A 13,256-nucleotide genomic window follows, 5' to 3' on the forward strand; every position below is an offset into this window, starting at 1 on the left:
GGGCAGCGGCCCCGTCGCCCGGAAACGACAAGGCCCCGGAATCGGGGCCTTTTTTTGCCTGCGGCGGCCCGCCGTCAGGCGGTCGCGCCGTCCGGGCGCGGCTCGCGCAAATCCAGCCACGCCACCAGCAGCAATCCCCCCGCCAGCCCCAGATGCTCATAGAACGCATTGGCGGCCATGAAGCGCTCCTGCCCGGGCGCCATTTCCCAATAACGCAGCGCAATGCCCGTGGCCACCAGCGTGAAGGCGGCCAGCGCCAGCGCCCCCAGCCAGCGCAACCGCCCCACCAGGATCATGGCGGATGCCAGCAGTTCCAATACGATCACCAACACCGCGAACACCGGCCCCGGCGCCAGCCCAAAATGCGCCATCTCCGCCAGCGCGCCGGGAAAGTCGGTCAGCTTGACCAGCCCGCCCTGTAGATAGGCGGCGCACAGGCCCAGGTAGGCCAGGAACCGCACGGCGGGGGAACCGAACAACGGCCGGGCCAGGCCGGCCAGCCGCTGTTCCCATTGGAAGGTCGCGTTCATGGCCGGCCTCCTCAGACTGCCCAGCAGGAACAACCCAGGGCGCCGAAAAAGCCCTGCAGGTCGGAACTGGGCGCGTTCGAGGCCCAGGCCTTGGCGTGGTCATGCCCATGCAGCCCGCAGCTGCTGGCGCAAGCGCAGGCCGCCATGTTGCGGTAGCCCAGCGAATTGCGGCCGGCGCCGTCGGGATCGCCCCAGGCGGCATAGCCGCCGAACAGGCGCGTGGGCGACCAGTCCGGCATGGCGGGCGGCAGCGGGTTGTCATCGAGCGGCCCGAATTCGCCCGCGCCGTAGACCACGCGGCCGCCGACCACGGTCAGCTCCGACGTCAGGAACGAGATCTCATCCTCGCTGCAACGGAAATAGTCCTTGCTCGGCACGATGAAATCGGCCAACTGGCCCGGCTGGATGCGGCCGCGCTTGCCTTCCTCGTTGGCGAACCAGGCCACGTTCTCGGTCCACATGCGCAGCGCGGTCTCGCGGTCCAGGCAGTTGCGCGCCGGATAGAGGCGGGTGCCGCCCACGGTCTTGCCGGTCACCATCCACGACAGTGACACCCACGGGTTGTAGGAGGCGACCCGGGTGGCGTCGGTGCCGGCCGAGACCTTCACGCCGCGATCCAGCATCTTGGCGATGGGGGGCGTGGCCTCGGCCGCGGCCGCGCCGTAGCGCTCGATGAAGTACTCGCCCTGGTAGGCCATGCGGTGCTGCACGGCGATGCCGCCGCCCAGCGCGGCGATGCGGTCGATCGACTTGTCCGAGATCGTCTCGGCATGGTCGAAGAACCAGTTCAGGCCGGTCAGCGGCGTGTCCTGGTTGACCTTCTCGAACACATCCAGCGCGCGTGAAATGGTCTCGTCATAGGTGGCATGCAGCCGCCACGGCCACTTGTTCTGCACCAGCACGCGCACCACTTCCTCCAGCTCGCCTTCCATCTCCGGCGGCATGTCCGGGCGTTCGACGCGGAAGTCCTCGAAGTCGGCGGCCGAGAACACCAGCATTTCGCCGGCGCCGTTGTGGCGGAAGTAGTCGGTGCCCTGCTTGTACTTCACGCTCGAGGTCCACTTGAGGAAGTCTTCCTTCTCCTGCTTGGGCTTCTGCGTGAACAGGTTGTAGGCCAGCCGCACCGTCATCTGGCCTTCGTCGGCCAGCTTCTGGATCACGGCATAGTCGTCAGGGTAGTTCTGGAAACCGCCCCCCGCGTCGATCACGCCGGTCACGCCCAGGCGGTTCAGCTCGCGCATGAAATGACGCGTGGAATTGACCTGGTAGTCGAACGGCAGCTTGGGGCCCTTGGCCAGCGTGGCGTACAGGATGGTCGCGTTCGGCTTGGCCAGCAGCAGCCCGGTCGGGTTGCCCTGCGCGTCGCGGATGATCTCCCCGCCCGGCGGATTGGGCGTGGTCTTGGTGTATCCCACCGCGCGCAGCGCGGCGCCGTTGAGCAGGGCACGGTCGTACAGGTGCAGCAGGAACACCGGCGTGTCGGGCGCGATGGCGTTGATCTCCTCGATCGTCGGCAGGCGCTTCTCGGCGAACTGGTGCTCGGTGAACCCGCCCACCACCCGCACCCATTGCGGCGCCGGCGTGATGGCGACCTGGCGCTTGAGCATCGCCATGGCGTCGGCCAGCGAGCGCACGCCGTCCCAGCGCAGCTCCATGTTGTAGTTCAGGCCGCCGCGCACCACGTGCGTGTGGTTGTCGAACAGGCCGGGCAGGGCGCCGCGCTGCTTGAGATCGACGCGCCGGGTGGCCGGCCCGGCCAGCGCCATGACCTCGGCGTCGGTGCCGACCGCGACGAAGCGGCCGTCTTTGATCGCCACGGCGCTGGCCAGCGGCTTGGCGCGGTCCAGGGTCGTGATGCGGCCATTGTGGAAAATGATGTCGGGCGTGGTGTTTGAGGCGTTTGACATGGGGGGTTCTCCTTTGGAACGGGCAGGGGCGCATCCGCCCAAGAGGCTGCTCAGTGCAAGCGTGGAGGCAGCACCGATAAGGTCGCGGCGAGTCGGCATGCGATTATCTCCTTTGGTGACGGGAAGGAATCAGCTTTGGTCTTTGTCCTGCGCCTGGCGGCCGGGCAGCTGGCCGAACACGTGGCTGACCGCCTTCTCCCTGTCGCAGGCGGCGGCGAAGGCGGTGCCGTTCAGCAGTTGCTTGCCCACCGGCACGATCTGTTCGCCGACCAGGATGCCGAGCAGGCCGATCAGCGCCACCAGCGGCGGCGCGGGCGAACGCACCTGCAGCAGGCTGTACACCACGCCGACCAGCAGGCCGGCGCCCAGGGAAAGTAGATAGATCTTCATGTGCGTCCTCGTATGTGATGGGGTCATGCATGGGTATCGGCCAACAACACCTCGGCATCGTCCAGCGCGGTGATGCGCAGGTCGGTTTCGTCCAGGATGGCGGCGCCGTCGCCACTGCCGATCTCGACCTCGTTGACGGTCAGGCGGCCCTTGGACGACACCAGATAGCCACGGCGCCGCCCGCGCGCAAAGCGGTAGGTGGCGGCTTCGCCGGCCTTGAGCGCCACCGCCAGCACGCGCGCGTCGCTGCGGATCGGCAGGGCGTCGTCGTCGCCCTCGATGCCACTGGCCAGCGTGATGAACCGGCCGTTGCAGGCCTCGCGCGCGAACGACTTGCGGCCCCAGCTGGGCGGCACGCCGCGGCGGTCCGGCTCGATCCAGATCTGGAACACGCGCGCCGGCCCGCCTTCCATATTGAATTCCGCATGCGTCAAGCCCTTGCCCGCGCTCATGACCTGCACGTCGCCGGCGCGCGTGCGGCCGCGGTTGCCCAGGTCATCCTCATGCGTCAGCGCGCCTTCGCGCACGCAGGTAATGATTTCCACATCGGTATGCAGCAGCGGCGGAAAGCCCGCGCCTGGCGCGATGGTCTCGTCGTTCCAGGCCCGCAACGCGCCCCAGCGCATGCGCTCGGGATCCTGGTAATTGGCGAACGAGAAATGATGCTTCACGTCGAGCCAGCCGCGGCGGGCATGGCCCAGGGTGGTAAGGGGACGGCGCTCGATCATGGGCAGACTCCAGGTCGGGTTATCGAATCGTCAGTGCGGTCAGCGCTTCAACGCCAGGAAGTGATGCACTTCGGGCTTGTCCGGGCCGATATGGAAGCGCAGCGCCTCGGCCTGCAGGTCGGCGTCGGCATGCGAGACGCGGTGATGCTGGCGCAGATGCTCGGCCCACGACTCCACGAAGAACCACTCCATCACGCGCTCCGGATCGCCGGTATGCTCAACCACGCCCCAGGCGTAGGCGCCGTCGCGCAGCCGCTCCTGCGACAGGCGCTGCATCGCTTCCAGGAAGGCGGGACGATCCTCCTGCCGAACGCGATACTCGACCTGAATCAGCACCGGACCGCGGTCATTGGCCACCGGCGCGGACACCAGCGGCTCGGGCCAGTGGTTCGACGCCTGCAGGTCGGCCTCGCCCACCGGCAGCCGCGCCCGGTGGAACAGCAGCGCCACGGCCACCAGGCCGACCGCGCTGACCACCAGCGCATACGGCACGCCGATCTCCCGCGCCACCAGGCCCCAGCCCAGGCTGCCCGCCGCCATCGCGCCGTTGAACACCATCAGGTACACCGCCAGGCCGCGGCCGCGCACCCAGTTGGGCAGGATCGCCTGGGCCACGCCATTGAACGTGGTCAACGCGGTGATCCAGCCCATGCCCAGCAGCACCAGCATCAGCACCGCCAGCCACTTGGGCGGCGCGAACACCAGCACGCCCATCACCACCGCGCTGACCACCGAGGCCAGCAGCACCAGGCCGTCCGCATTGAGCTTGGCGCCCAGTTTCGGCATGACCAGGGCGCCAACGATGGCCCCTGCGCCCACCGCGCCGAGCAGCACGCCGTAGAAGCCGGAAGAGCCGCCCAGCATCTGCCGCGCCACCAGCGGCAGCAGGGCCCAGACCGCGCTGGCGAACAGGAAGAACACGGCGGCGCGCAGCAGCACGCGATGCAGTTCCTTGCTGGCCCGCGTGTAGCGCAGGCCGGCCCGGAACGCGCCGAAGAAATTCTCCGACAGGGCGCTATCGACCTTGGCCGGCCGCTTCCACCACAGCAGGGCCGCGATCACGAACACATAGCTCAAGACGTCCATGCCGTAGGTCACCGCCGCGCCGAAGCTGGCCAGGATCAGGCCGCCCGCCGCCGGGCCGATGGCGCGCGCGATATTGATGCCCAGGGAATTGAGCGCCACCGCGCCCTTGAGGTCCTCGCGCGGCACCAGCTCGGGCACGATCGATTGCCAGGTCGGCCCCATCAGCGCCGCGCCGATGCCGCCGACGAACGTCAGCGCGATCAGGTAGTCCACCGTCAAAGCGCCAAAGTGCGACAACAGCAGCAACGTGCCGCTGACCGACGCCAACAGCAACTGCACGAAAATCAGGAAACGCCGGCGGTCCAGGATGTCCGACAGCACGCCGGCAGGAATCGCCAGCAGGAAGATGGGCAGCGTCGCCGCTGTCTGGATCAGCGCCACCGCCGCCGGACTGGCCGACAGGTCGGTCACCAGCCACGAGCTGGCGACATCGCGCATGAAGCTACCGACGTTGCCCAGCACGGTGGCCGCCCACAGCACGGCAAAGACGGGTTGGCGCAGCGGCGCGAAGCCGCTGCCCGGAGAACGGGTGTTGTTGTTCGGCATGGAACGCTCCTGGATCGCTCGGGGTCGCCAGGGGCGTTCAGCATGCCGCCTGCCGTGATCGGAAAATGGCGGCCGGGCCGGCCGTGGCAGCGCCACCGCCGGCCCGGCACGTGGCTTACTTGGCCGGGTTGGGGCCGATGCGTTCGCCGTGCGTCACGCGCTCGGCCAGCTTGTGCACGTGGGTGACGGCGTAGTCGATGCCCATGCCGTACGCGCCAGAGTGTTCCTTGGCGATGCCGGTCACGGCGTCATAGGTTTCCTGGCGGGCCCAATCGCGCTGCCATTCCAGCATTACTTGCTGCCAGGTCACCGGCACCACGCCGGCCTGGATCATGCGGTCCATCGCGTACTTGTGCGCGTCGGCCGAGGTGCCGCCCGAGGCGTCGGCCACCATGTAGATCTCGTAGTCGCCTTCCAGCATGGCGCACAGGGCGAAGGTGGTGTTGCAGACTTCGGTCCACAGGCCCGCCACCACGATTTTCTTGCGGCCGTTGGCAGCCAGCGCATCGCGCACGTTCTGGTCGTCCCACGAGTTCATCGAGGTGCGCTCCAGGATCTTGTTCTCGGGGAACACGGCCAGCAGTTCGGGGTAGGTGTTGCCCGAGAAGCCATCGGTTTCGACGGTGGTGATGGTGGTCGGGATGTTGAAAGTGCGCGCGGCCTTGGCCAGGCCCACCACGTTGTTCTTGAGCGTCTGGCGGTCGATCGACTGCACGCCAAACGCCATCTGCGGCTGCTGGTCGATGAAGATGATCTGGCTGTTTTGCGGGGTCAGGACTTCGAGGTATTTGTTGACGGACATGGTGGCTCTCTCTTTCAAGGAATCGTTCAGGGAAATGCGGCTAGGTGAATTCGGGCACTGCGCAAACCGTTCCGGCCTGCCCCGCTGCCGTCGTGTCCGAATGCCGCTTGAGGGGTTTCGTTCACGTCGTCTGTCGGTATGGGCATATTAGGGATCCGCCCTTCGCCTGAGAATCCGCAACGGGGAATTGCATCCTTTCCATTTTTTGCATGATCCCCATGGCCCGGGTGTTTCCGGCCCGGCCGTCCCCGGGCGTTCTTGTTCGTCACATAGCCAGCCGCTATCATCGACGCCACTTTCTTTGCGAGAATCATCATGAACAAACTGCCGGATCTGGAAGGCTGGGCGATCTTCGCCAAGGTCGCCGACACGGGCTCGTTCGCCAAGGCGGCGGCCGAACTGTCCCTGTCCCAGGCCACGGTGTCCAAGACCATCACGCGTCTGGAAACCAAGATGAAGACCATGCTGTTCCACCGCACCTCGCGCAGCATGTCCCTGACCGAATCCGGCTACGCGGCGCTCGAGCGCGCCGCCCGCATCCTGGAAGAAGGCGAGGCGGTCGAGGCCGAGGTCACGGAAAAGTCCACCAGCCTGCGCGGCAAGATCCGCCTGGCCGCGCCCATGTCGTTCGGCGTCACGCACCTGGCGCCCATGCTGCCGCCCTTCATGCAGGCCCATCCCGACGTCGACCTGGAGATCGAATTCAACGACAAGCAATCGGACCTGGTGTCCGAACGCTTCGACCTGGCGCTGCGCATCTCCAATCTGGTGGACTCGACGCTGCTGGCGCGGCGCCTGTGTTCGGTGCGCATCCTGCTGGTGGGAGCGCCCGGCTACTTCAAGCGCGCCGGCCGGCCCAAGCACCCGCGCGACCTGGCCCAGCACACCGCGCTGCAATACATGTATGCGCGCAACGGGTCGAGCTGGCGCTTTCGCCACGACAAGCACGGCGAGTTCTCGCAGTCGTTGCCGGTGCAGTTGAACGTCAACAACGCCGAAGCCCTGTCACCCGCGCTGCAGGCCGGCCTGGGCCTGGCGCTGCAACCGGAGTTCCTGGCCTGGGAAGACCTGCAATCGGGCGCGCTGGAAACCGCCATGGACGACTGGCAGGTCGACCCGATCGCGCTGCACATCGTCACGCCGCCGGGGCGCCGGCGGCCGGCGCGGGTGCAGGCGCTGATCGAGTACCTGGCGGAACGGTTGACGGCGGAACCTTGGGCCAACGACGTGCAGGGATAGGCAACGCGCCGCGGCATTGGCGCGAGCAGGCCCGCAGGGGCATGGCAGCGACTACGTAGCCTTGCCCCTGCCCGGCGCGCAATCGGCGAAAGCTGACGTGATTGCCTCCACCACGACACGGACTCTGGCCGTGCGCGCCAGATCTTGGTGCAGCACCAGCCACGCCTCGTAAGGCTTGGCCCGATGGCGTTCCGGCCATAGCCGCACCAGCGCGGAATCACGCCGAGCCACGTACTCAGGTAACTCACCAATGGCCAAGCCGGCGCGCACGAAAGTCGCGAGCATCAGGCTCGAATCCAATTCGGCGACCACGCGCCCCTGCGCTCTTGATTCCCCCGCCAACGTGTCGTCCTGCCGGCCGGTCACCCCCTGCTGGTACAGCGCAATATCGTGATTCGCGAGGCCTTGCCCGGGCTGCGGTTCACCATGTTTCGCCAGATAGCCTCGGGTCGCGTACAAGCCAACTTCCCAGCAGCCGAGTTGGCGAACGATCAAATCCGGCTGCTCCGGCCGCAGGGTACGCACGGCGATGTCCGCCTCCCGCCGCGCCAGATCGAGCAACCGCGTCGTCGTGCTCAGGATCACCCGCAGTTCGGGATGGCTGGCACGCAGGTTTTCGATGGCAGGAACCACGAAGTCCATCGCCAGCGCATCGGTAGTGGTCAAACGCACCTCACCGGCCACGCGCGCATCGGCGCCTTCGCCGCGGCGCTCGAAGGAGACCGCCATGCGTTCCATGTCCTCGGCCATGTGCAGCACGTCCTGGCCGATGTCCGTCAGCGCCAAGCCCCCCGTGGTGCGCAAGAACAGTCGACTGCCCAGCGCCCGCTCCAACCCCGTCAGGCGGCGGCTCACCGTGGTCTGGTCTATGGCCAGCTCCTGCGCCGCCCCGCGCAAGGTGCCGGCGCGCTGAATCGCCAGAAATATCCGCACGTCGTCCCAATTCATCACGGCCTCGTCGCATGTGTATGCAAATACGCAGCTATGGGCTGCTTTTTTGTGCATTTTCACATGGAAGGCATCTCCGTAGCATGGGAACTCGCCTCTTCTGAACCTTGACGCGCAGCCAGCTCGCCTGGCTGCCGGGAACCACTATGCCTCGCTTATCGTTCATTCTGACCGTCGCCATGCTGAGCGCCTTCGGGCTGATCGCGTCGGACGTCTATCTGCCCGCCATGCCAAGCATGGCCAGGGAATTCGGCGTCGCCGACTGGCAGATGCCGCAGACCATCTCGTTCTACCTGCTGGCTCTGGCAATTGCCCAATTGACCTACGGGCCGCTGTCGGATCGCAATGGCCGCAGGCCCGTGCTGCTAGCCGGCATCGGCCTCTACATCGTCGGGTCGGTGGGCTGTGCCCTTTCCGACAGCTACAACGGGTTCCTGGCTTGGCGCATGCTGGAAGCGGTCGGCGCGGCTGCGGGCCTTGTCGTTGGCCGCGCGCTGATCGCTGACACCTGCGACAAGCGCGCCTGCGCCAAGGTCTATGCGGTCATCTACCCTCTGGTGTCGCTGTCGCCTGCGCTGGCGCCGGCCCTAGGCGGGCACCTGGCCGCGGCTTTCGGCTGGCGGGCTGATTTCCTTTTCGTCGTCGCGTTCGGTGTCGTCGCATTGCTGATGGTGATGACGCTGCTACCGGAAACGCTCCCCGTCGCCGCCCGCACCCGGACCTCTCCCTTTGCGGGCTTCAGCCATGTTCTGCGCGACCGCACTTTTCGCCGCTATACCTTGGTGGTCTGCGCGATCTATTGCGCCTGGTTCGTCTACTTGACCCAATCGCCGTTTCTTTTCGCGCGCCAAGGCTTGAGCGAGGAGCAAAGCGGTTGGCTGTACCTGCCGCTGACGGCCGGCATCATCAGTGCCAACCTGCTGGCCAGGCGGCTGCTCGATCGCTGGCCCTACGATCGCATCCTCGCCGCCGGCATCATGTGCTTCGTGCTTGGCGGAATGGCATTCCTGGCCGTGATGGCATTGGGACTCCATGGCGCGGCCGCGGTAGTGATGCCGATGTGCCTGGTCAGTCTCGCCAATGGCTCGTCACTGTCACTGGCCGTGTCCGGCGCCATCGCCAGCGAGCATGGGCATGCGGCGACCGCGTCCGGACTGGTGGGATTCTGCCAGATCGGCAGCGCCGCACTGGTCGCTATGGGTGTCAGCGCAGCCTTCGGCACCGGCTTTGGCGTGCTCGGCGGCACGGTGCTGGCGCTCGGCCTGATCGCGCTGTCCACCTGCCTGCCACGGCCTGGGCGCCAAACGGAAGTGGCCTGACAGGCTCTCTCGCACGGCCCGATGCGGAAACGCCCGGCAATGCCGGGCGTTCCATTCATGCTTGCGAGCAGCGAGAATACTTGCAAGGTCAATGAGAACCTGCGCGATCAGACGTCGATGTTCCCCGCCGACAGCGCGTGCGCCTCGATGAAATTGCGGCGCGGCTCCACGTCGTCGCCCATCAGCGTGGTGAAGACCTCGTCGGCCGCGATGGCGTCCTCGATCTGCACGCGCAGCAGGCGGCGCACCTTCGGGTCCATGGTGGTTTCCCACAGCTGGTCCGGGTTCATTTCGCCCAGGCCCTTGTAGCGCTGCTTGGAGATGCCGCGATCGGCTTCGCTACGCAGCCACTGCATGGCTTCGCGGAAGTCGGACACGGTCTGTTCCTTGCGCTTGTCGCCTTCGCCACGCGCCACCAGCGACTGCGGGCCGACCTTGCCGGAGAAGCTCTTGGCGGCCTTGGACAGGATGGCGTAATCCGAACCGCCAATGAAGTCGGCATCGATGATGCTGACGCGCACGTTGCCGTGGTGCATGCGCTGGATCGACAGGCGATGGCGTTCGGTGGCGGCGTCGAACTCGGGCACCACTTCCACGCCGTTGCCGCTGATCGGATCGCGCATGGCATCGGCCAGGCGCTTGGCCGAATCGGCGGCGGCCTCGGCCGTGTCCAGGTTGATCTCGACGCCCTCGGCCATGGCCGACAGCGCGGCCACGTCGAACACGCGCGACAGGCGCGCGATGACGCCGTCGGCGGCCACGTACTGGCGCGCCAGTTCGTTGAGCTCATCGCCGCGGATGATGTTGCCGCCAGCGATGATCTCGGCATCCTTCAGGGCCAGCTGCAGCATGAACTGCGCTTCTTCCTGGTCATCCTTCAGGTAGCGCTCTTCGCGGCCGACCTTGACCTTGTACAGCGGCGGCTGGGCGATGTACACATAGCCGCGCTGCACCAGCTCGGGCATCTGGCGGTACAGCAGCGTCAGCAACAGCGTGCGGATGTGCGCGCCGTCGACGTCCGCGTCGGTCATGATGATGAGGCGGTGGTAGCGCAGCTTGTCGACGTTGAAGTCCGGGCCGATGCTGGTGCCCAGCGCGGTGATCAGCGTGGCGATCTGCTCGCTGGCGATCAGGCGGTCAAAGCGCGCCTTCTCGACGTTCAGCACCTTGCCGCGCAGCGGCAGGATGGCCTGGAACTTGCGGTCGCGGCCCTGCTTGGCCGAACCGCCTGCGGAGTCACCCTCGACGATGTACAGCTCGCACAGCGCCGGGTCCTTCTCCTGGCAGTCGGCCAGCTTGCCGGGCAGGCCGGCGCCTTCCAGCACGCTCTTGCGGCGCGTCATTTCACGCGCCTTGCGGGCGGCTTCGCGCGCGCGGGCGGCTTCGACGATCTTGCCGCACAGCGCCTTGGCGTCGTTCGGATGCTCCAGCAGCCACGTTTCCAGCGTGCGGGCCACGGCCTCTTCGACCGCGGGACGCACTTCGCTCGAGACCAGCTTGTCCTTGGTCTGGCTGCTGAACTTGGGCTCGGGCACCTTCACCGACAGCACGCAGGCCAGGCCTTCGCGCATGTCGTCGCCGGAGGTCTCGACCTTGGCCTTCTTGGCCAGTTCGTTGTCGGTGATGTACTTGTTGATGATGCGGGTCATCGCCGCGCGCAGGCCGGTCAGGTGCGAGCCGCCGTCGCGCTGCGGGATGTTGTTGGTGAAGCACAGCACGCTTTCGCTGTAGCTGTCGTTCCACTGCATCGCCACTTCCACGCCCACCGGCACGCCGCCGGCGGTGGACTCGGTGGTGACCGAGAACACGTTCGGGTGCAGCACCGTCTTGGCGCGGTTGATGTATTCGACGAAGCCCTTCACGCCGCCGGAGAAGGCGAAGTTCTCTTCCTTGCCCTGGCGCTGGTCGATCAGGCGGATCTTGACGCCGTTGTTCAGGAACGAGAGCTCGCGCAGGCGCTTGGAGAGGATCTCGTAGTGGTATTCGACGTTGGTGAAGATGATCGGGTCGGCCAGGAAGCGCACTTCGGTGCCGCGCTTGTCGGTCGTGCCGGTCACGGCCAGGGGCGCGACGCGCTCGCCCTGGCGGAATTCCATCTGGTGCACTTCGCCGTTGCGGCGGATGGTAAGGCGCAGCCACTCGGACAGCGCGTTCACGCACGACACGCCCACGCCGTGCAGGCCGCCGGACACCTTGTACGAGTTCTGGTCGAACTTGCCGCCCGCGTGCAGTTCGGTCATGACGATTTCCGCCGCGCTGCGGTGGAATTCGTCGTCCTTGTGGATATCCGTGGGAATGCCGCGGCCGTTGTCGGTGACCGAGATCGAGTTGTCGGTGTGGATGGTGACGACGATGTCGTCGCAGTAGCCGGCCAGCGCTTCGTCAATGGCGTTGTCGACGACTTCGAACACCATGTGGTGCAGACCGGTGCCGTCCGATGTGTCGCCGATGTACATGCCGGGGCGCTTGCGCACGGCCTCCAGCCCCTTGAGCATCTTGATCGAGTCGGCGCCGTAGCCGCCGTTCTCGGGAGTGGTGTTCTGCTGATCTGACATGTCTGTATCGATAACGCTTTAAAGAACGGCCTGGCGGCCGGACCGCCGGCGGGCCATCGGGCCCGCGGGCGGCACAAACCCACAGCTGCGCGGACTCAGATCCGCATGGGCATGACGACGTACTTGAACTGGTCGTCTTCGGGCAGGGTGATGAGCGCCGACGCGTTGGCATCGGGCATGACCGACCACTGGATGTTGTCCACCTTGACGTTGGACAGCACGTCGAGCAGGTAGCCGACGTTGAAGCCCACGTCCAGCGGCTCGTGGCCGTAGTCGATGTCGATTTCTTCCTGCGCTTCTTCCTGCTCGGCGTTGGAAGAAGAAATCTTCATCTGGTTCTGCGCCAGTTGCAGGCGCACGCCCTTGAACTTGTCGGTGGTCAGGATGGCGGCGCGCTGCAGGCTGCCCTGCAAGGCTTCGCGGCCCACCAGGAAGTGGCGCGTGTAGTTGGTCGGGATGACGCGGGTGAAGTCGGGGAACTTGCCTTCGACCAGCTTGGACACCAGCTCGACGTCGCCGAAGCGGAAACGGATCTGGCCCGGCGCCACGTCGATCGAGACGGGTTCGTCGGAGTCTTCCAGCAGGCGCTGCATTTCCAGCACGGTCTTGCGCGGCACGATCACTTCGTGGCGTTCGCTGATGCCGTCGGCTTCGGTGGAGCAGTGCGCCAGGCGGTGGCCGTCGGTGGCGACCGCGCGCACGCGGCCCGGTTCGAACACCAGCAGCATGCCGTTCAGGTAGTAACGGATGTCCTGTTGCGCCATGGCGAAGTGCACCATGTTGAACAGGTGGCGCAGCGTGCGTTGCGGCATGCTCAGCGACACGTCCCACTGCTCGGGCTGGGCCACGGTGGGGAATTCGCTGGCGGCCAGCGTCTGCAGCGCGAAGCGGCTCTTGGCCGACTGCACCGACAGCTTGTTGCTGGCCAGCGCCAGGCGCACGTCGCCGGTGTCCGGCAGGGCTTTCAGGATGTCCAGCAGCTTGCGCGCCGCGACCGTGGTGGACTCGTTGTCGTGACCCACGCCGAAGTCGGCGTGCGTGGTGATCTGCACTTCGAGGTCGGTCGCAATGAAGGCGACCTTGTTGCCTTCCTTGCGCATCAGGATGTTCGCCAGGATGGGCAGGGTATGGCGTCTTTCGACGATGCCCGCCACGGTCGACAGCGGTTTCAGCAATGCATCGCGTGTGGTTTGTACGAGTTGCATG

General features: G+C 66.4%; 11 protein-coding genes. 2 read left to right on the forward strand and 9 right to left on the reverse strand.

The annotated features are described in order from the left end of the window. Window positions 1-74 precede the first annotated feature (74 nt). The 6 genes from DK459_RS00870 to DK459_RS00895 all read right to left on the reverse strand — a co-directional run bounded on the left by DK459_RS00870 (window position 75) and on the right by DK459_RS00895 (window position 5,989). A complete protein-coding gene (locus tag DK459_RS00870; protein ID WP_006389527.1) occupies window positions 75-530 on the reverse strand; it encodes a DoxX family protein in 456 nt (151 codons plus the stop codon). Between the two features lie 11 nt (window positions 531-541). Beyond that, window positions 542-2,437, reverse strand: a complete 1,896-nt coding sequence (locus tag DK459_RS00875) for an amidohydrolase (protein ID WP_054441285.1) — start codon at window positions 2,435-2,437, stop codon at window positions 542-544. Between the two features lie 129 nt (window positions 2,438-2,566). Then, window positions 2,567-2,827 carry a XapX domain-containing protein gene (locus DK459_RS00880; protein WP_054442479.1) on the reverse strand — a complete coding sequence of 87 codons (261 nt, stop codon included), beginning with the start codon at window positions 2,825-2,827 and terminating at the stop codon, window positions 2,567-2,569. A gap of 23 nt (window positions 2,828-2,850) precedes the next feature. Then, window positions 2,851-3,555, reverse strand: a complete 705-nt coding sequence (locus DK459_RS00885; RefSeq protein WP_006389530.1) for a pirin family protein — start codon at window positions 3,553-3,555, stop codon at window positions 2,851-2,853. Window positions 3,556-3,594: 39 nt separating this feature from the next. Further along, complete coding sequence (locus DK459_RS00890; RefSeq protein ID WP_006389531.1) at window positions 3,595-5,187, reverse strand: MFS transporter; 1,593 nt, start codon at window positions 5,185-5,187, stop codon at window positions 3,595-3,597. Window positions 5,188-5,302: 115 nt separating this feature from the next. Continuing rightward, complete coding sequence (locus DK459_RS00895) at window positions 5,303-5,989, reverse strand: hydrolase (protein WP_054442478.1); 687 nt, start codon at window positions 5,987-5,989, stop codon at window positions 5,303-5,305. Window positions 5,990-6,304: 315 nt separating this feature from the next. Here DK459_RS00895 and DK459_RS00900 point away from each other — a divergent pair, with 315 nt between their 5' ends. Next, complete coding sequence (locus DK459_RS00900; protein WP_024067309.1) at window positions 6,305-7,228, forward strand: LysR family transcriptional regulator; 924 nt, start codon at window positions 6,305-6,307, stop codon at window positions 7,226-7,228. Window positions 7,229-7,279: 51 nt separating this feature from the next. Here the strand turns inward: DK459_RS00900 and DK459_RS00905 are convergent, their stop codons facing one another. Next, window positions 7,280-8,176: a LysR family transcriptional regulator gene (locus DK459_RS00905; protein ID WP_107316853.1), complete on the reverse strand. Its 897-nt coding sequence runs from the start codon at window positions 8,174-8,176 to the stop codon at window positions 7,280-7,282. Between the two features lie 146 nt (window positions 8,177-8,322). Here DK459_RS00905 and DK459_RS00910 point away from each other — a divergent pair, with 146 nt between their 5' ends. After that, window positions 8,323-9,495, forward strand: coding sequence for a multidrug effflux MFS transporter (locus DK459_RS00910; protein ID WP_054442476.1), 1,173 nt, complete (start codon window positions 8,323-8,325; stop codon window positions 9,493-9,495). Between the two features lie 107 nt (window positions 9,496-9,602). On the opposite strand, the gene gyrB is transcribed toward DK459_RS00910, so the two are convergent. Continuing rightward, the gene (gene gyrB, locus DK459_RS00915) at window positions 9,603-12,050 is read right to left on the reverse strand and encodes a DNA topoisomerase (ATP-hydrolyzing) subunit B (protein WP_006389534.1); all 2,448 of its coding nucleotides are present in this window, start codon (window positions 12,048-12,050) and stop codon (window positions 9,603-9,605) included. A 95-nt stretch (window positions 12,051-12,145) separates the two neighbouring features. Beyond that, entirely contained in the window at window positions 12,146-13,255 is a 1,110-nt protein-coding gene (dnaN, locus tag DK459_RS00920; RefSeq protein ID WP_045953395.1) for a DNA polymerase III subunit beta, read from the reverse strand. Between the last annotated feature and the right edge of the window lies 1 nt (window position 13,256).

It is taken from the genome of Achromobacter sp. RW408 (assembly GCF_003184165.1).
GTDB lineage: Bacteria > Pseudomonadota > Gammaproteobacteria > Burkholderiales > Burkholderiaceae_B > Achromobacter > Achromobacter xylosoxidans.

Coding starts and splice junctions, on each gene's coding strand:
- DK459_RS00870 (WP_006389527.1), bottom strand. CDS start 530: ATGAACGCGACCTTCCAATGGGAACAGCGGCTGGCCGGCCTGGCCCGG.
- DK459_RS00875 (WP_054441285.1), bottom strand. CDS start 2,437: ATGTCAAACGCCTCAAACACCACGCCCGACATCATTTTCCACAATGGC.
- DK459_RS00880 (WP_054442479.1), bottom strand. CDS start 2,827: ATGAAGATCTATCTACTTTCCCTGGGCGCCGGCCTGCTGGTCGGCGTG.
- DK459_RS00885 (WP_006389530.1), bottom strand. CDS start 3,555: ATGATCGAGCGCCGTCCCCTTACCACCCTGGGCCATGCCCGCCGCGGC.
- DK459_RS00890 (WP_006389531.1), bottom strand. CDS start 5,187: ATGCCGAACAACAACACCCGTTCTCCGGGCAGCGGCTTCGCGCCGCTG.
- DK459_RS00895 (WP_054442478.1), bottom strand. CDS start 5,989: ATGTCCGTCAACAAATACCTCGAAGTCCTGACCCCGCAAAACAGCCAG.
- DK459_RS00900 (WP_024067309.1), top strand. CDS start 6,305: ATGAACAAACTGCCGGATCTGGAAGGCTGGGCGATCTTCGCCAAGGTC.
- DK459_RS00905 (WP_107316853.1), bottom strand. CDS start 8,176: ATGAATTGGGACGACGTGCGGATATTTCTGGCGATTCAGCGCGCCGGC.
- DK459_RS00910 (WP_054442476.1), top strand. CDS start 8,323: ATGCCTCGCTTATCGTTCATTCTGACCGTCGCCATGCTGAGCGCCTTC.
- gyrB (WP_006389534.1), bottom strand. CDS start 12,050: ATGTCAGATCAGCAGAACACCACTCCCGAGAACGGCGGCTACGGCGCC.
- dnaN (WP_045953395.1), bottom strand. CDS start 13,255: ATGCAACTCGTACAAACCACACGCGATGCATTGCTGAAACCGCTGTCG.